The 16,873-nt window shown below is 68.6% G+C and carries 15 protein-coding genes and 1 tRNA gene; 7 read left to right on the top strand and 9 right to left on the bottom strand.

What is annotated here, in order from left to right:
- Nucleotides 1–607 (top strand): NADase-type glycan-binding domain-containing protein (locus tag CCL05_RS44880; protein ID WP_158102481.1); only part of this gene is annotated, 607 nt, incomplete at its 5' end.
- A 25-nt stretch (nt 608–632) separates the two neighbouring features.
- Here CCL05_RS44880 and CCL05_RS23035 read toward each other — a convergent pair.
- A complete protein-coding gene (locus tag CCL05_RS23035) occupies nt 633–1,919 on the bottom strand; it encodes a hypothetical protein (RefSeq protein WP_086562380.1) in 1,287 nt (428 codons plus the stop codon).
- A gap of 678 nt (nt 1,920–2,597) precedes the next feature.
- On the opposite strand from CCL05_RS23035, the gene CCL05_RS23030 reads away from it, so the two are divergent.
- Together CCL05_RS23030 and CCL05_RS44550 are read left to right on the top strand one after the other, a co-directional pair.
- On the top strand, nt 2,598–3,002 hold the full coding sequence (locus CCL05_RS23030; RefSeq protein WP_143589936.1) for a hypothetical protein: 405 nt from the start codon (nt 2,598–2,600) through the stop codon (nt 3,000–3,002).
- 224 nt (nt 3,003–3,226) lie between these two features.
- Nucleotides 3,227–3,637, top strand: coding sequence for a hypothetical protein (locus CCL05_RS44550; RefSeq protein WP_143589935.1), 411 nt, complete (start codon nt 3,227–3,229; stop codon nt 3,635–3,637).
- A 295-nt stretch (nt 3,638–3,932) separates the two neighbouring features.
- Here the strand turns inward: CCL05_RS44550 and CCL05_RS44545 are convergent, their stop codons facing one another.
- Together CCL05_RS44545 and CCL05_RS23025 are read right to left on the bottom strand one after the other, a co-directional pair.
- On the bottom strand, nt 3,933–5,075 hold the full coding sequence (locus CCL05_RS44545; RefSeq protein ID WP_143589934.1) for a hypothetical protein: 1,143 nt from the start codon (nt 5,073–5,075) through the stop codon (nt 3,933–3,935).
- A gap of 464 nt (nt 5,076–5,539) precedes the next feature.
- Nucleotides 5,540–6,637, bottom strand: coding sequence for a DUF1152 domain-containing protein (locus CCL05_RS23025; RefSeq protein WP_086562378.1), 1,098 nt, complete (start codon nt 6,635–6,637; stop codon nt 5,540–5,542).
- A gap of 144 nt (nt 6,638–6,781) precedes the next feature.
- Between CCL05_RS23025 and CCL05_RS23020 the strand changes: the two genes are divergently transcribed.
- Complete coding sequence (locus CCL05_RS23020; protein ID WP_086562377.1) at nt 6,782–7,522, top strand: GntR family transcriptional regulator; 741 nt, start codon at nt 6,782–6,784, stop codon at nt 7,520–7,522.
- 146 nt (nt 7,523–7,668) lie between these two features.
- Complete coding sequence (locus tag CCL05_RS23015) at nt 7,669–8,109, top strand: ATP-binding protein (RefSeq protein WP_086562376.1); 441 nt, start codon at nt 7,669–7,671, stop codon at nt 8,107–8,109.
- A gap of 194 nt (nt 8,110–8,303) precedes the next feature.
- On the opposite strand, the gene CCL05_RS23010 is transcribed toward CCL05_RS23015, so the two are convergent.
- Nucleotides 8,304–8,377 (bottom strand) — tRNA-Gly (locus CCL05_RS23010).
- A 515-nt stretch (nt 8,378–8,892) separates the two neighbouring features.
- Here CCL05_RS23010 and dcd point away from each other — a divergent pair.
- Together dcd and CCL05_RS23000 are read left to right on the top strand one after the other, a co-directional pair.
- Complete coding sequence (gene dcd / locus CCL05_RS23005) at nt 8,893–9,468, top strand: dCTP deaminase (protein ID WP_010032156.1); 576 nt, start codon at nt 8,893–8,895, stop codon at nt 9,466–9,468.
- Nucleotides 9,469–9,479: 11 nt separating this feature from the next.
- Entirely contained in the window at nt 9,480–9,992 is a 513-nt protein-coding gene (locus CCL05_RS23000) for a phosphoribosyltransferase (RefSeq protein WP_244204369.1), read from the top strand.
- A gap of 63 nt (nt 9,993–10,055) precedes the next feature.
- Here the strand turns inward: CCL05_RS23000 and CCL05_RS22995 are convergent, their stop codons facing one another.
- The 5 genes from CCL05_RS22995 to CCL05_RS22975 form a co-directional block, all read right to left on the bottom strand.
- The gene (locus CCL05_RS22995) at nt 10,056–11,081 is read right to left on the bottom strand and encodes a Yip1 family protein (RefSeq protein ID WP_086562375.1); all 1,026 of its coding nucleotides are present in this window, start codon (nt 11,079–11,081) and stop codon (nt 10,056–10,058) included.
- Between the two features lie 89 nt (nt 11,082–11,170).
- On the bottom strand, nt 11,171–12,523 hold the full coding sequence (locus CCL05_RS22990) for an FG-GAP and VCBS repeat-containing protein (protein WP_086562374.1): 1,353 nt from the start codon (nt 12,521–12,523) through the stop codon (nt 11,171–11,173).
- A 17-nt stretch (nt 12,524–12,540) separates the two neighbouring features.
- Nucleotides 12,541–13,989, bottom strand: a complete 1,449-nt coding sequence (locus tag CCL05_RS22985; RefSeq protein ID WP_086562373.1) for an FG-GAP repeat domain-containing protein — start codon at nt 13,987–13,989, stop codon at nt 12,541–12,543.
- Between the two features lie 23 nt (nt 13,990–14,012).
- Nucleotides 14,013–15,437, bottom strand: a complete 1,425-nt coding sequence (locus tag CCL05_RS22980) for an FG-GAP-like repeat-containing protein (RefSeq protein ID WP_086562372.1) — start codon at nt 15,435–15,437, stop codon at nt 14,013–14,015.
- Between the two features lie 35 nt (nt 15,438–15,472).
- The coding region (locus CCL05_RS22975; protein WP_107400505.1) for an FG-GAP-like repeat-containing protein at nt 15,473–16,873 on the bottom strand (1,401 nt) is incomplete at its 5' end.

The following is a 16,873-nucleotide window of genomic DNA, read 5'->3' as shown; positions in this document are numbered from 1 at the left end:
GCCCGAACCGCTGCCCTGGTGGCGGACCGTGTGGCCGTTCCGCCGTCGGGTGCGGGCGGGTTCGGGCAGGGCGGTACGGCTCCTGGTGACCCTGGCCGTGCTGATGGCGCTGTGCGCCGGCGCTTTCCTGCTGATCCCCGCCGGACGCGCCCTGTTCGAGGACACCCGGGACAAACTCGGCAAGGCCACGCCCGTCACGCCGGTGGACATCAAGGCGAGCGCCGAGTCCCCCCGGCACCCGGCGAAGAACTCCACCGACGGCATCAGCAACAGCTACTGGGGCGCACCCGCGCCGGGCGCCTCGGTGACGTACACCTTCGGCAAACCGTTCCGCATGGTCGACCTGATCATCACCAACGGCCCGTCCAAGAACCCGGAGGAGTACCACAGCCAGGCACGCGCACTTCAGATGGACCTGGAGGTGACGACGCAGAACGGCGAGCAGCAGCACAAGCAGCTCACCCTCAGCGACAAACCGGGACCACAGACGATCACCACCGGCATCAGCGGCGTGAAGACGGTACGCCTGGTCCTGCGCTCACCCGCGGGGCTGACACGGGGCCGTCAACTGGCCCTGGCAGAGGTGGAGTTCTTCCAGCGCGGCTGACCCGACGCCGGCCCGCGACCGGGTCCTACGACGGCTGATCCGTCGACGGGCCCGCGGACCGGCGAGCGCTGCTGCGGCGGTCGTACGCCGCCCGGGCCGCCGCCCGCAGCCGCACGTAGAAGGGGTTGTCCTGGCTGGTCTGCCACATGTGCAGGTAGATCAGCATCTGGTTGAGCACGGTGTCGTACTCGACCAGGGTGCCGGACGCCTCGCCGGCCGCCGTGCCCCAGCCGACCAGCCGCTCCTTCTGCTCGGCGGTGATCTTGCCCGCCTTCTCGAAGGCGGTCGCGTACTGCTCCAGCTTGTACGGCTGAGCACCGTAGCCCAGCTTCTCCTCCAGCATTCCCCGCTGGAACTCGTCGAACTCGGTGTCCGTGGCCAGCGCCCCTTGCAGATCGGCGAGCGCCTGCCTGCGCTCCGCCGCCAGCGCCGCGACCTCCGCATCGGTCGCCCCGGACTGCACCAGCTCCATCACCGGGCTGCTGCCGAACGCCTGATGAGCCGCGACATGGGTCAGCTCATGGGCGATGTGCCCCAGCAGGAAGGACGTGCCGCCCCTGGCCTGGGTGTCGACGTTGAACGTGAACGTCGGGTCGTCACCGGCGGCGGCCGGGTCGAGCTTCACGCCTCCCCTGCCACCCCGCGGGTACTGCATGACGGTCACCAGCGGCACCACGGCCATCAGTTCCCCGATGACGGCGTGCGTCTCCTCGGGCAGTGTCCCGTCCTCGCGGAGCGCCCCCAGCTTCTGGACGAAGTCGACCATCATCGCGTGGAACTTGTCCGCGGGGATGGCCTGGGCCGCCTTCTGGGCCTCACTGGCCGGAGCGCGACGGTCGATGTCCGGGTTCTTCCCCTCGCCCATCACCCGGTCGATCTCGGTCAGCAGGTCGCGGAAGACCGCCTCGGGGTCCAGCTGCCCCTGCGCCGCCACGGCCTGCTCGCCGAGCCGCTGGGTGCCCCGGACCCGCGACCCTCCGGCGCCCTTGTGAGCGACGTAGTCGCTGCACGCCCTGACGATGTCCTTGAGGGCGAGCAGCCGGGCGCCCTGTCCGCCGTCCGGCAGGGCGTAGAACGCCCTGAGTGCCGCGTCCACGTTGGTGATCTCGGAGCGGCCGCGCAGCGTGCTGCCCCCCGTGTTCTGCTTGAACTGGTCCTCGGTCATCATCCGGGACACCGTGATCATCCGAGAGACCACCGTGTTGCCCGCGGTGCTCTGCAGTGTCGCGAGGGTGCGAGGGCCACGGCTGTTCCGCGCAGACGTCACGTGCGGCGTGGCGTGTGCCTGCCCGGGGCCTTCATGGGTACGCATGGACCCACGTTAGGCGGCCGGAGCCGCCGGCCCCAGGGACGGAAGGGCACGCTGGGGGGCAACACACCTTGCCCCGCCTCCCGACAGGGTCGACCGCCGCGGAGCGGCGGCATTCCCCCCGCACTCCGACGACGACCGACAGCGGGACGTCCGCTGCAGATGGCCCTTGCCGTTCTTACGGGCATGCTCTGGGCAGGGGGCTGCGAAGGCCGGTGGGCAGAGCGGGTTCTCGGACGAGCACGGTGTTGAGCCGGGCTCGGTCGGACGTCCCTTGCGCCGAGGGAGATCCCGTGCCCTCTGCGTGCCCTGTCTCGAGCCGTGTCCGGGGGCGCGACAGACGTCAAAAGCCCTGGACAACAAGCAAGCCCCAGGCGCTGACCTGGGGCTTCATCATGGAGCGGGTGACGAGAATCGAACTCGCGCTCTCAGCTTGGGAAGCTGCGAGCATTTGGGGCCGGTTCGGGGGCTGACCTGGGTCAATGGCTGGACTTGCGCCTCGCCGGGCGGGCCCGCTTTCACCGTGATTCCCCGCTGTTCCCCGCTCGATCTGGTGCGCCTGTGGTGCGACGCTGGAGGCGGAGGGGCAGTTGGCCCCGTGGGCACCATGGGTTGGCCTCGATTGGGTGGCTTTATATTTCTGCAGACATGGATCGTGTCTTCTGAAGTATGCTCCTCGGCGTGACCAACCCTTACGCCTTCACTGACAGGGCGCGTGCCCTGGCCTCCTACATGACACTCGCCGAGATGGAGGCGGGCTGCGATCATGTGCGCAAGGCTTCATGGTGGAGCCGCATTACCCGCTTCGATGAGAGCGTTCAACCTCCCGTGTACGACGAGGAGATCGCCGGTATCGCCAAACTGTTCGGCACGACTCGCGAGCAGGTGCGGGCGATGATCGCCGAGGAGTGGCTTGGTGTCGCTCCAGAGAAGGTGTCCAGTCGCGTAAAACGACTCACGCCTCAGGTCGACGCCCTCGATGACGCCGACTTCAAGATGGTGGAGCAACTCGTGAACCGCCTCGCACCTGCCGCAGTAGAGTCGGGAAGGCGTCGCGTTGTGATCCGCAGGAAGTCAACCGCCTGACCACGAAAGCAGCGGTGGGGCCGGTCTGTCTCAAAGCCCGGGCGCAGGGGGCTGATCGAGGTAGCGGGATGTGAACGCACGACCTCTTCGTCCCGAAGTAACTTGGGTGGGCGCTGACCTGGGGGCGCTGCGCCTCTCACCTGCTGCGACCGTCCGCGCAAGTGCGCGCTTGTCCGCTGCAGTTCGTCGGTGTTGTCACTCAGTTAGACACTCAAGTCGGTGCCATGCCCACGCACAGGTTCCCGCGGGCTTCCCTGTTCCTCGATGCGCACCGCATAGTGGCAGGAGTGAAACTGGCGATCACCATCCTGACTCTAGCGAGCGGCGTACTGCCGGCGCTTGGCGTCTGGCTGCTATGGCGGCGAGTTGACGGCCGACGAAGTCACCTCAGGCGCAAGCTCCGCAGATACCAAGAGATCATGACCGACCCTGGACTCTCCGAGGAAGAACGCAGCAGCAGGCTGGAACAAGAGGTACCCAGTGAGAGCACATGGGGAGACGTCCTACACATCCGTGAGCGCGTCGAGCTTGTAAGCCTTGAGCAAGCGCCCGAGGTCACAACTCCCGCTGTGCTTGCATCCATCGGCCTGATATGCGCGACGGTCGCGGGCCTACTGTCGACGTGGTTCGACTGACCCTACCGTCGTTCGTACATCGGACTTGTGCACTAGCACCTGTACAGCCACAACTGATCATCGGCGGCCGTGACCTCCGGCCGCCTAATCGATCAATTTCCTGACCTGCGGCTGAGCTGTCGGCAGTTGTCGGCGTTGGTCATCGTTGAGCGCCCTTCTACGGCCCCAGGACGGCCCGGGAGGGCGCTCGTCTGTAAGCACCGCATACGAAGTTGGGTCGTTCCTGATCTGCTAGAGCGGTATGCGCCTGCACTGCATGATCACGCCACTTGGCGACCGCATTGAGAGATTCAATTTATAGCTCATCTCCTATGCGCATATTCAATATGACAGCCTCATCCGGCAGGGAAATGCCATCATTGAATGTAATGCCTGCGTGACCAGATTCCTTCATTACTCTGCCAATCGGCTGCCGCTCAGCATATTTGAGACGATCGCCTTCGAGCTCTTCTAGAATTGCATACTCGTCATCTTCCCTGCCGGGGAGAATTCCGACACCTGTCATCACGACAGTGCTATTTTCCTCGATTCTGAGTGCTGCGGCCTTAGAGTCTCGAACTAGGGCTCTTGTGTACTGTTTCAAAAAATCTTTGTGTATCACGTCGTAGTGCCGAACGTCGCTATCTGTCCGACCGCCCCACCCGTCCCGCTCATTGCCTGGCTCTAGGTAACTCATCCTGACCCATGGCAATGAAATCATGAGGTTCCTCCCTTCGTGGTAAAGGACCCCGATCATCGGCGCATCCACCACTGCGACTGGAGCGACAAGGCTGCAGCGGGGAGGTGTGGATGGCTTTCCGGCGCCCCTCAGGATTGACTTCAAGTGGTCAGCGGCCTTCAGGAGTGGCAGGGTCAATGAGCGGTACGCATCCTCTCCAGTCAGTTCCAATTTAGAGCCCCCTCGCCGCGCTGCTTTAGCCAGTGAAATGGCATAAAATGGCGGCTTCTCGAATGTCGGAAAATCATAGAATGCCAAAGCGTCGTAAACGCTCAGGGCGACTGAGTGCTCACCTAAAGGGTCGATAGCGTCGATCTTTCTAAACATCTTGAGGTCGCGCTTGATTCCGGCAATTTCGGGGAACTCTGCAGAAAGCCCTGGGGGTGAGTTCCTCAGGAAGAAGATATAGGGAAGTTCGCTTTGTTTGCATTCGATCAGCATATGGAGGTGAGGGGTGAAAGTTCTCTTTGTGGTCGTGTCGTCTGTCAGGTATATCTCGGCGAAGATGTCGAGTGCCCGCACAGTATCGGAGTCCTTATCGAGGTAGGCCCACTCTTCTTGGATTCTTGTCCTCATTTCCATGTCGGTAATTGCGACCTCTAGGATATTTGATATTTGGGCTTGAAGGGGGTATCCGGAGCGTCTAATGGCATCGAGTATGGCCTCTCCGGTAACTCCAGCTTTGAGCTGTTCATAACCCCGTGGCTCGCCATCTGCCATGCGCTATTCAATCCTCCGTTTTCGGCAGGGTTTAAGATCTTAAGAATCCTTCTAAGATCTGCCCCGCGGCGCTGTGTGATCATCATGCCTCAACTGTGCCGCTTGTGAGCGTCATTCACTTCGGAAGTTCGACGAACCGGAGGTCGGTGGAACGGCTTTGGGCTGGAGCTGCTTTGGGGCGAGTGATCATGGCCCCGTAAGCTTCCGGCGAGTCGGGCAGTCTGTGGACCTGCCCGTTAAAGCACGACGTTGGGGCCATGATCTTGGAGGCTCGCCCCAAAGTGGCTGCCTAAAGCCGTGGAGCCGACCGCCCCAGCCACAGAGGGTGTCTCCCCACTTCATGCCCGCAGCCGCCGAGCGCGCCGCCGGGCGCGGCCAGCCGGGGCGCAGACAGGAGGCAGGCCGCGCCGCGGAGGCGGCGCGCGCCCGCGCCGGGCGCGGGCCTTGGACCGTAAGGAAGGTTGTTACTCAGTAGTGGCTGCGATGCGCCACAAGGGAGCGTCGTACTGCTGCGGACGGCTGTTGATGAGCAGCTGGCGCAGGTCCTCGCGCAAGGAGCCGTTGACGTTCAAGGCCTCTGTGATGCGGCGGAACGTCGTGTGGGTGACTCCGCGGCTGTAGGCCTCGGCTTCGAACTGGTCGAGCTGGGACAGTACGGCCTCAGGGTCGAGCTGCACGGGTGGCTGGTCCTTGAGCCATGCGGCCTTGTTGCGCTCGTAGTCGATCTCCGAGTAGCCGCAGATTTCGCGGCTGTGTGCCTCAACCTCGTCCAGGTTGGCGGTCGTCAGGATGGCGCGGGCCAACTGGTTGCGAGTCAGTGCCTCGTCCAAGTCGACCTCGTGGACCGTCGGCCCTTCTTCGGTGAGGGGGACCGGGAGGCCGGCGTCTCGCATCTCGCAGGTCCCGCGTACGCCTCCGGCTGTCGCTGCGAGCATCCCGGTTGCCTCGGAGGGGTGCCACTCCAGGACCGAGCTGATCGGCTCGACGTCCTTCGCGGTGAAGGTGTGGATGAGCGGGCCGAGCATGCCCCGCAGTTCGTCGAGCGGGAGTTCGCCATCGAGGCCAGGCCCCGCCACCAGGAGGCGGACGGGAGCGTTCACCTGGCAGCACGCGGCGAGTGTGACGGCGTCGGCAAGGGGGCTTTTCAACGTCGGCTCATCGCCGCGGGCGAGGATGTCGCCGCCCACGTCCAGCAGGTCGATCGACACTGGTGACAAGTGGTCCACCAGCTCTTCGAGTTGGCGGGTGACGCCCTCAACTCCATGGCGCGGATCGATCAGCGCGAACGTGTGCGGGAGCTCTGTTGCAAGCCGGGGGAGAGTCGAGCCTGCCGGAGCGATCGGCCGGGCCTCGGCCGGCACTGCCCAGACCGCTGGAGTGAGGGGTTGGAGGCCGGTGAAGTTTTCTGGTCCTCGGGGGCCTGGTACCGGGTCGATCAGGAGGCGGTCCCACGCGTACGTGAGGATCACCGCCTGGTCCTCGTCGCCGTGGAGGGCGGCGTGAATCATTGCGGCGGCGACTGCGTCGCCCCCTCCTCCTGCTGCGACGATCAACCGCGTCATGCAGTTCAGCCTACGGGGTGGGGGGTTGACCACTCACCCTATAGTGGCTAGAGGCCATAGCCACTTGTATCGAGAAGCAGGCCTCAGCTCGGTAGCGGGGTGCCCGACTACTCGCCTGGGGCCCGCCTTGGGTGAGGAGGACTGATGCCGCAGATCGAGGAGGCTCAGCCGAAGTATCTCCAGATCGCGCACTACATCCGTGATCAGATTCTTCGGGGTGACCTGCGACCAGGGGACGAGGTGCCGTCCGAACGGCAGTTGGCGGCGGACTGGAAGGTGTCCCGGCCCACGGCCGCGCGGTCGTTGGAGGCGCTGAGCCATCAAGGGCTCGTCGAGAAGCGTCAGGGATCGGGCACGTACGTGCGGAGTCTGGAGGTCAATCGGCGGGCTCGCGAGTTGTACGGGCGTGCTCGGCAGACCGGGAAGATCTACACGCCGGGCGAGTACGCCGTGATCACCTCTGCCGGTTGGCTGGAGGCGCCGGACCACGTGGCTGAGGCGCTGGGTCTGGTCAAGGATCGTCGGGCGGTGCACCGGCGGCGGGTTACCAACAACCAGGACGGGCCGATCACGCTCTCCACCTCGTGGTTCGCTCCGGATGTCGGTCAACGTGCGCCGAAGCTTCTGGAGCCGGAGCGGATCCAAGAGGGGACGCTGCTGTACGTCGAGAACCTGACCGGACGGCAGGGGAGTTACGCGGAAGATCGCATGTGCGCGCGTGCGGCCACGGACGAAGAGGCCGAGGACCTTCAACTTGCCGCCGGCTCCGCCGTGCTGATCGTGCACCACGTCGTCTTCGACCTCCAGGACCGGCCGTTGGAGTTCGCTGAGGCCACCTACCCGCCGCATCGCTGGGCGTTCGAGCAGGGCTACCCCCTCACCTGAGGGGACCAGTTGCAGCGAATCGCTTGCGTCGGCCAAGTGGCTAATGCCACTATCCAGAAAGTTTGCCACCGCCGCCGACCGCACCCGTGCCACATCGAAGCGGCGCTGCCTCGACTGCGACGGTAGCGGCAGGAAGTGAGCACCTGATGGCCTACATGATTGACCGCTACCCGTCTGAGGAGTCACCGCGTCTCGGTGCGATGGCCTTGCATCCTGTCGCTGAGTCCGTACCGCGGGCTCGGCGCTGGTTCCGCAAGTTCATCGCCCCTTACAACCCGGCCTGCTCCGTCGACGACTGTGCGCTCATGATCTCGGAGCTGGTGACCAACGCCATCACATACGGCCAGTCGGACGAGCCCTGGCTCGTCCGGGTCGAGTGGTTCCGTGAAAGCACTTCGCTTCGGGTCGACGTGCACAACCCGGGCTTTCCGGCGAACGTACGGCTGAGGCATCCCGACGCCAACGACTCCCACGGGCGTGGACTGCTCCTGGTCGATTCGCTGGCCGAGTCGTGGCACGCGGCGCCGAGTCATTTCGGCGGAACCGTCGTCTCCTTCGTGGTGGCCGATGCCTGGCCCGGAAGGTGAGAATTCGCTCCGCTTCTACGGGAGAAGATCGCCGGCGGCCTCGATGCCACGCTCTGGAAGGCCCGGGAGCAGGCTGCCCAGAAGGCCGCCGACAGGCGGTCTGGCACGGGTGTGGCACGCGGCACACGGTCTGACACGCGACAACCGTTCACGGCGCACAGCAAAACGGCCCAGGTCTCTGACCTGGGCCTTCATGGAGCGGGTGACGAGAATCGAACTCGCGCTCTCAGCTTGGGAAGCTGATGTTCTACCATTAAACTACACCCGCGTAAGACGCCGACCGGAGTCGGTGTCCGAACGGTCGCCACTTTACCTCATGTCAGGCTCCCGGTGTTCATGCCGCGGAGCCTGAGGGCGTTTCAGGGGCGGGATGCGGCTGCGGGTGACCGGAGTTGGGGCGTACGGTGGGGGCGTCGGCGAGGGTCCGGGCGGGACCGGAGTGCCGCCTGGAGGGCCATCCCTTTGATCCCGTACCGTGGCTTTTGCCGTCAGGCAAGCAGCAGCCCGACGCGGCTCTTGGGGAAGGGACTCTTGGACTTGATGGAGCGCACCGTCGTCCGTTGTGCGGATGGGCACGTGTTCAGCACCGCTTCGTTCCCGATGCAGCAGGCCGAGCGGCTCGGCCCCGGCCGGCTGCTTCGGTGTCCGCGCTGTGCGCGGCTGAGGAGCGTGGTGCCCGTGAGCTACGAGAAGCGGTAGCGGCGCGGCAGCCAGAAGCACGCAGGCAGGCGCGCGGAGTCGTCCGGTTGTGGTCGCTCCGCGCGCCTTGCGTATCCTCGGGGCGTGCTTCTCTCAGACAAGGACATCCGGGCCGAGATCGATGCCGGGCGCGTGCGGATCGATCCCTATGACGACGCCATGGTGCAGCCGTCGAGCATCGACGTGCGGCTGGACCGCTACTTCCGGGTGTTCGAGAACCACCGGTACCCCCACATCGACCCCTCGATCGAGCAGGCCGATCTGACCCGGCTCGTCGAGCCGGAGGGGGACGAGCCGTTCATCCTGCATCCGGGGGAGTTCGTCCTCGCCAGTACGTACGAGGTCATCTCGCTGCCCGACGATCTCGCCTCCCGGCTGGAGGGGAAGAGCTCGCTGGGGCGGCTCGGACTGGTCACGCATTCGACGGCCGGCTTCATCGACCCCGGGTTCAGCGGGCACGTCACCCTGGAGCTGTCCAACCTCGCCACCCTGCCCATCAAGCTCTGGCCGGGGATGAAGATCGGGCAGCTGTGCATGTTCCGGCTCAGCTCGCCCGCCGACTTCCCGTACGGGAGCGAGCGGTACGGGTCCCGGTACCAGGGGCAGCGGGGGCCGACCGCCTCCCGGTCCTTCCTCAACTTCCATCGGACCCAGGTGTGAGTGACCCGAGTATGAGCGACACGAGCGTGAGTGGTGTCCGGGAGAACCTTTCCTACGAGCAGTTCGGCGTCGCCGTGCGCGAGCTCGCGCAGACCATCGCCGACGACGGATACGAGCCCGACATAGTGCTCAGCATCGCCCGCGGCGGTGTCTTCGTGGCCGGCGGGCTCGCCTATGCCCTCGACTGCAAGAACATCCATCTCGTGAACGTCGAGTTCTACACGGGTGTGGGGACGACGCTCGAGATGCCCGTCATGCTCGCCCCCGTCCCGAACGTGATCGACTTCTCCGAGAAGAAGGTGCTGATCACCGACGACGTCGCCGACACCGGCAAGACGCTCAAGCTGGTCCGCGACTTCTGCCTCGACACCGTCGCCGAGGTGCGCAGCGCCGTCGTCTACGAGAAGTCGCAGTCGCTGGTGAAGTGCGAGTACGTGTGGAAGCGGACCGATGAATGGATCAACTTCCCGTGGTCCGTGGAGCCGCCCGTGGTGCGGCGGGCCGGTCAGGTGCTCGACGCCTGACACCGACAGCGAGAAAAGGGGCTCCCCTTCCGGGGAGCCCCTTTTTCACACGTGCCGCAGGCCTCAGACCGTGCCCAGCTTCACGATCGACAGCAGTGCGATCAGCTGGATCGCCGACGCGCCCAGCGCCTTCGGCCAGGGCAGGTCGTGGGAGCGGCCGACCATGAGGGTCAGCAGCGCGCCGCCCGCGATCCAGGTGGCCCAGCCCAGCAGCTGCACGAACGTCGCGTCGCCGCCGGCGAACATGGCGAAGACCAGGCGGGGTGCGTCCGTGAGGGACATGATCAGCATGGACAGGCCGACCGTGGGCTGCCAGGCGCCGTCGCCGCCGAGCTGGCGGGCCAGCGTGTGGGTGACCACGCCCAGGATGAACGCGCTGATCACCATCGCGACCGCCGTCGTCAGGACGATGGGGACGGCGTTCGAGAGTGTGGCGTTTATCGCATCCTTGCGGGCGCCGTCGAAGCCGAAGACGGCGAGCAGGCCGTAGAGGAACGTGACGATGAGGGCCGGGCCCCACATCGTGTAGTCCCGCATCTGGAGGAACGTCTGGTTGGGGGCGAGCACGATGCCCCTCAGCAGGGCCTTCCAGTGCAGGCGCGGGCCGACCGGGCCGGGCGGCGGGGCGGCCGAGCCGGCGCGGTAGGTGTCGCCCTCGCTGTAGGGGTCCTCGCCGACCGAGAAGGCCTGGGTGTGGCCCGGGTTGTTCGCCGCGTACGGGTCGTGCGGTCCCTGCGGGCCGGGCGGGTACGCGCCGTCGCCGAAGTACTCCGGCTCGCCCTGGCCTCCCTGGCCGCCGTAGCCGCCGCCCGGCCGCCCGGCGTTCGGCTGCGGCCAGGTGGGGCCGCCGCCGTTGCCGTAGGGCGGCTGCTGCTGCGGGTACGGCTGCGGCGCCGGCGGGTAGCCGTACGACGGTCCCTGCGGCGTCTGCTGCCCGTTCGGAGGGTTGTGCGGTCGCGTCTGAGGAGCGCCGTTGTTCCGGCCGCGTCCGATCCTGAATCCAGCCACGTCATCGAACGTACCCGGTCGCGGGCGGTGGCGTGCCGGGCCCGGGCTTCCGGACCCGGCTTTGCGGCCGAGCTGTGACATCCCTTAGGGGGTAAGAGGCTTGGGGTGTCCGGGGGTTGTAGGGGTTCGGCCGTACGGGCCTGCCGGTGCCCCGGGCCGGCCCGGGCGGGTCAGTCGGGCAGCGCCCCGCCCAGGTCCGGCAGGGCGATCGCGCCGGTCTTCGTCGGGGCCGTGCCCGTGCCCGGCATCAGCAGCGCGCCGCCCGCCGCGCCCACGGCCAGGTCGGCGCGGCCGTCGGCGGTCAGGTCGCGCAGGCGGAGGGTGTAGCCGAAGGCGGCGTCGGAGTCGGCCGGGCCCAGGACCGTCTGGGCGATCCAGGAGGAGCGGGTGCTGCTGAGGCCGCCGGAGCCGCCGCGGAAGACGTGGACCCCGCCCTGGTCCTCAAGGCCGTCGACGTCCTCGTGCGGCACGCCGACCGCGAGGTCCGCGTAGCCGTCGCCGTTGGTGTCGGCGGCCGAGATCGCGTAGCCGAAGTCGTCGCCGGCCTCCGGGGTGCCGGAGACGCCCGAGGTGGCCTGGGTGAACGTGGTCGCCGTGCCCGGGCCCGTCGACGTGCCGCGCCAGATCGTGACCGCGCCCTTGCCGTTGTCCCTGTCGGGCAGGCCGAGGGCGATGTCGCCGTAGCCGTTCTTGTCGAAGTCGCCGATGACCGGGCTCGGGTACAGGCCCTGCTGCCGGTCGCTGAGGGTCCTGGACGCGCCCGGGGCCAGGCCGGAGGAGGTGCCCTTGAGGAACCAGGCGCGCTCGCGGATGTCGCTGCCGGTGATCTCCGTGCCGATCACCACCAGGTCCGTCCTGCCGTCGCCGTCGACCTTTCCGGCCGCGAGGGCGGAGGAGTACCAGCCGCCGGAGGCCTTGTCGATCTTGCTGACCTTGCCGGTCGTGCCCGACTTGGTGAAGGGGCCGCGGTACAGCCAGGCCTCCTCACCGCCGATCACGGCCAGGTCGGGGGAGCCGTCGCCGGTGAAGTCGCCGGTCGCCAGGTCACGGCCGAAGTGGCCGCCCGCGCCGCCGGCCGGGGTGAGGTTGGTGCCGCCGGACAGGCCGGACTTCGAGCCCCACAGGACGGTGACGGTGCCGCGGTAGTCGTCGCTGCCCACGTGCTCGGTGGGGTTGCCGACGACGAGGTCCGCGTAGCCGTCCTTGTCGAGGTCCGCGCTCGCGAGGGACGCGCCGAACTGGTCGTCCTCCTCCCCGGCCCCGGGGACGCCGGCGCTGTCCTGGTGGAGGTACTTCGGGTGGGCGGTGTCGAGACCGGTGGTCGTGCCGTACACGACGGTGATCGTGCCGCCCTCGCGGTCGACGTCGTCGTAGCCGCCGTAGGCGAGGTCGCGGCGGCCGTCGCCGTTGAAGTCGTCGTAGTGCTTGGCCACCGCCGCGGAGGCCGGGCCGGTGAGGAACACGGGGGTGACACCGGTCGCCAGCAGGGCGGCGACCAGGGCGGTCGTGGTGGATCTGCGCATGGTGTCTTCCTGGTCCGTCAGCCGATGAGGCCGGTGCCGAAGGCGCCGTAGGAGCGGGTCTGGCCGAGGCTGCCCGGGCCGAAGGCGCGGGCGCCGTCGGTGACGGGGCCGGTGGCCGAGCCGCGCAGCGCCGTGATCCCGCCGATGCCCTCGTCCTCGAAGCCGGCGGTGATCGTGAAGTCGGCGCGGCCGTCCTTGGTGACGTCGGCCAGCAGGACGTCCGAGCCGAAGTAGTCCATGGCCTCGGCGGTGCCCGGGACACCGGCGGTGGCCTGGGTGAGGGTGCGGGCGCCGGTGCGCGAGACGCCGGAGGCGGAGCCGTTCATCAGGACCGTGGAGCCGGCGTCCTCGAGGGTGCCGACGTCCTCGAAGACGACGCCGATGGCGAGGTCGCCGTAGCCGTCGCCGTTGGCGTCGCCGATGGAGACCGAGCTGCCGAAGCCGTCGTTCGCCTCGTCGACGCCGGGGACGCCGGTGGAGGCCTGGGTCAGCTCGGCCATGGGGGCGTCGCCGTTGACCGGGCCGCCCTCGGAGCCGCGGATGACGACGACCCGGCCGCCGAGGCTGCCGCTGTGGTCGTCCTCCTTGGTGAAGACGTTGCCGAGGGCGATCTCGTCGTAGCCGTCGCCGTCGATGTCGCCGAGGGCGAGGGAGGTGCCGCCGTTCAGGGGGCGGGGGACCGAGGTGTCCGGGCCGGTGGGGGAGCCGAGGTAGGCGACGCCCTTGGACCAGCTGCCCGACTCGTCCGAGTCGAGGCGGACGCGGTAGGTGAGGACCAGGTCCGATCGGCCGTCGGCGTTGGTGTCGCCCGCGTCCATGGCGTCGACGCTGTACGCCGTCTCGGGCGTGTTGACGCGCTTCGCGGTGCCGGTGGTGCCAGTGGTGGTGAAGGGGCCGCGGACGACGTAGGCGTGGGACGAGCCGGTGCCGACGGCCAGGTCCGCTTTGCCGTCGCCGTCGAAGTCGCCCGCGGTCAGCAGCCGGCCCCAGTTGTCGTGCCCGGAGACCGCCGGGTCCTTGACCGTGGTGCCGTTCTTCAGGCCGCTCGCCGAGCCCCACAGCACGGTGACGGAGCCGCCGTCGGTGTCGGTGCCGACGTCCTCGCCGGAGGAGCCGACCGCGAGGTCGGTGTAGCCGTCACCGTTGAGGTCCGCCACGGCGAGCGCGTCGCCGAAGGTGTCCTCGGCCTCGGCGGCGCCGGGCACGCCGGCGGTGTTCTGGCTGACCACGGTCCGCTTGGCCGGGTCGAGGCCGGTGGTGCCGCCGTAGACGACGGCGACGTAGCCGGCCATGCCCAGGCCGTCGACCTTGGCGTACGGGGCGGCGAAGGCGACGTCGCCGTAGCCGTCGCCGTTGAAGTCGGCCTTGGGGCCGGTGGCGGGAGCGGCGGTGGCGGCCGTCGCGGGCAGGGCCGTGAGCAGGCCGGTGGTGAGGGCCGTGGCCAGGAGGAGGGTGCGCTTGCGCATCTGTGGAGTCCCTGCTGTCGTGATCAGGAGTTGAGAGCGGTGCCGTAGCCGGGCGTGCCGGCCGTGGAGACGCCGGTCGTGCCCGGGCCGAAGCTGACGGAGCCGGTGGTCGTCGGGCCGGTGGCGGTGGCGCGCAGGGACCAGACCGCGCCGTCGCCGGCGTTCTCGCCCGGCGCGGAGACGGACAGGTCGGCGCGGTGGTCGCCGGTGTGGTCGGTGAGCGTGACCCGCTCGCCGAACCGGTCGCCCTTCTCCGAGCCGCCGGGCACGCCCGCGGTGTTCTGGGTGTACGACGTGGCGCCCTTGGTGGTGAGGCCGGACGCCGAGCCGTACAGCACGGTGACGGCACCGGCGGCGGAGTTCTCGCCCGCGGTGCCGACGGCCAGGTCGGCGTAGCCGTCGCCGTTGATGTCGCCGAGGGAGACGTCGCTGCCGAAGCGGTCGCCCTTCTCGGCGGCGCCGGGCACCCCGGCGGTGTCCTGGGTGAGGACGAGCGGGGCGCGGTTCGTGTCGCGGCCGTCGGGTCCGCCGTAGACGACGGTGACCCGGCCGCCGAGGGCGCCCTCCGGGTCGGCGGACGGCTCCCGGTCGTTGCCCACGACGATGTCGTCGTGGCCGTCGCCGTCGATGTCCCCGACGGCGGAGACGAACCCGGCGGGCAGTTTCTCCAGCCAGTCGACGTAGTTGCCGATCTTCAGGTCGGCGAGGGCGGTGGTCGCGGCGCCGGTGCTCACGGCACGGCCGTGCAGGACCACCCGGGGCCGGCCGTCGCCGGTGACGTCGCCGGAGGAGAGGTGGGTGACGCCGGTCGAGGAGGACCACCCGTCGTTGCGCGAGCCCGAACCGCCGTTGGAGGCGCTCGTCCTGGTGATCGGGCCGTCCACGAGGGAGAGGGTGATCGGGCCGGTGGAGCCGACCGCGACGTCCGCGTCCCCGTCGCCGTCGAAGTCGCCCGCGGTCAGGGCCTGGCCGTACCGGTCGTAGTCGGTGCTGAAGAAGCTGAACAGCGAACGGGCGCCGGACAGGCCGGACTTCCCGCCCCAGACGATGGTGACCGTGCCGTCGTTGCTGTCGCTGCCGTCCTCGCCGGGCGTGCCGATCAGCAGGTCGGCGTAGCCGTCGGTGTCCAGGTCGGCGGAGGCGAGCGCGGAGCCGAAGGCGTCGTCGGCCTCGGCGGTACCGGGCAGGCCGGCCGTGTTCTGGGTCAGGAGCGTGCGCGTGGAGCTCTTCGGCCCGCTGGTGCTGCCGTAGACCACCGACACGGCACCCGCCTTCGCCTGTCCGGCGACGGTGGCGCCCGGGGCACCGATCGCGAGGTCGGTGCGGCCGTCGCCGTTGAAGTCGTAGGGGGCGGCGGGCGTCGCGGCGTGCGCGGCGGGGGCGGACAGGGTGAGGGCGAGCGGGGTCAGGGCCGCCGCGAGGACGGCGGCGGTGATACGGGTGCGCATGGCGGTACGTGCCTCACAGAGGGGTCGACGGGGTGTCACTGGGCCACGACCGAACCGAGGTTGGCGCCGGACTTGAGGGAGAGGGCGGTGGTGGTGATGCCCTGCGCGCCGCTCGTGGTCAGGCCGGAGGCGGAGCCGCGCAGGGTCCACAGGCCGCCCGTGGAGTTCTCGCCGTCGACGCCGATCACCAGGTCCGCCTTGCCGTCCCTGGTCACGTCGGTCAGGCCGACCGCCGAACCGAAGCGGTCCCAGGACTCGGCGGACCCGGGCACACCCGTGGTGTCCTGGGTGTACGACTTCACGCCGCTGCCGGTCTTCAGGCCGGAGGCGGAGCCGAACAGCACGGTCACCGAGCCCGCGTCCTTCGCCGAGCCGACGTCCTCGCCCGGGGCCGAGACCACGACGTCGGCGTACCCGTCGCCGTTGATGTCGCCGGTGCTCACCGCCGTGCCGAAACCGTCGTCGGCCTCACCCGCGCCGGGCACGCCCGCGGTGTCCTGGTGGACGACGGTCGGCTGCTGCGCCGGGTCGGGGCCGTTCGGGCCGCCGTACCAGACGGTGATCTGACCGCCCTTGTGGCCGCCGGGCTTGAGGTCGTACGGGTCCGTGTAGTCGCCGAGGACGAGGTCGCCGTAGCCGTCGCGGTTGATGTCGCCGATCAAGCCCGGGTAGCCGTCGGCGTCGGGCAGCTCGGCCATCTTGTACGTCGTGCCGGTCCAGCGGAACCAGTCGATCTCGCCGCCGGTGTCGCCGTCCACGTTGAACGGGTACACGCGTTCGGCCGCGCCGTCGCCGGTGAGGTCGCCCGCGATCACCTCGAAGGTGGTGCCGACCTCGCCGACGCGGAGGTTGTTCAGCGGGCCGCCGGTGCGGGTGAAGGGGCCGTTGTAGATGCGGGTGTGGCTCTGGCCGGTGAGGGTGACGTCCGTGTCGCCGTCGCCGTCGAAGTCGCCGGTGGCGATGCCCCGGGAGAAGTTGCCGTACTCGGAGAGCGTCGACGGTTGCGGCAGGCCCTTGCCGCTGGTCAGGCCAGACTTGCCGCCCCACAGGACCGTGCCGGAGCCGACGCCGTCCCGGTCGCCGATGCTCTCGTTGCTGGCGCCGACGACGAGGTCGGAGTAGCCGTCCCGGTCCAGGTCGCCGGTGGCCAGGGCGGAGCCGAACAGGTCGCCGGACTCGGCGGTGCCGGGCACGCCGGTGGAGTTCTGGGTGATGACGGCCTTACGAGTGGCCGAGACACCGGACGCCGAGCCGTACAGCACGACGACCGCACCGGCGCAGGACGCCGAGCCGACGGTGGTGCAGGGGGCGCCGGCCGCGACGTCCCGGTACCCGTCGCCGTTGAAGTCCCCGGCGAGGCCGGAGGGCGCGGCAGTGGCCGGGGTGACGGTGAACAGGCCGGTGGTGAGGGTGGCGGCCAGGAGGAGGGTGCGCTT

Origin of the sequence: Streptomyces africanus (assembly GCF_002150735.1) — a bacterium.
GTDB classification, from domain to species: Bacteria; Actinomycetota; Actinomycetes; order Streptomycetales; family Streptomycetaceae; genus Streptomyces; species Streptomyces africanus.
This window is presented reverse-complemented; position numbering and strand designations above follow the sequence as displayed.

Excerpts from the sequence above, each read along its gene's own strand:
- CCL05_RS23035 (WP_086562380.1), bottom strand. The coding sequence starts at position 1,919 with ATGCGTACCCATGAAGGCCCCGGGCAGGCACACGCCACGCCGCACGTG.
- CCL05_RS44550 (WP_143589935.1), top strand. The coding sequence starts at position 3,227 with ATGCCCACGCACAGGTTCCCGCGGGCTTCCCTGTTCCTCGATGCGCAC.
- CCL05_RS44545 (WP_143589934.1), bottom strand. The coding sequence starts at position 5,075 with ATGGCAGATGGCGAGCCACGGGGTTATGAACAGCTCAAAGCTGGAGTT.
- CCL05_RS23025 (WP_086562378.1), bottom strand. The coding sequence starts at position 6,637 with ATGACGCGGTTGATCGTCGCAGCAGGAGGAGGGGGCGACGCAGTCGCC.
- CCL05_RS23020 (WP_086562377.1), top strand. The coding sequence starts at position 6,782 with ATGCCGCAGATCGAGGAGGCTCAGCCGAAGTATCTCCAGATCGCGCAC.
- CCL05_RS23015 (WP_086562376.1), top strand. The coding sequence starts at position 7,669 with ATGGCCTACATGATTGACCGCTACCCGTCTGAGGAGTCACCGCGTCTC.
- CCL05_RS23000 (WP_244204369.1), top strand. The coding sequence starts at position 9,480 with ATGAGCGACACGAGCGTGAGTGGTGTCCGGGAGAACCTTTCCTACGAG.
- CCL05_RS22995 (WP_086562375.1), bottom strand. The coding sequence starts at position 11,081 with ATGTCACAGCTCGGCCGCAAAGCCGGGTCCGGAAGCCCGGGCCCGGCA.
- CCL05_RS22990 (WP_086562374.1), bottom strand. The coding sequence starts at position 12,523 with ATGCGCAGATCCACCACGACCGCCCTGGTCGCCGCCCTGCTGGCGACC.
- CCL05_RS22985 (WP_086562373.1), bottom strand. The coding sequence starts at position 13,989 with ATGCGCAAGCGCACCCTCCTCCTGGCCACGGCCCTCACCACCGGCCTG.
- CCL05_RS22980 (WP_086562372.1), bottom strand. The coding sequence starts at position 15,437 with ATGCGCACCCGTATCACCGCCGCCGTCCTCGCGGCGGCCCTGACCCCG.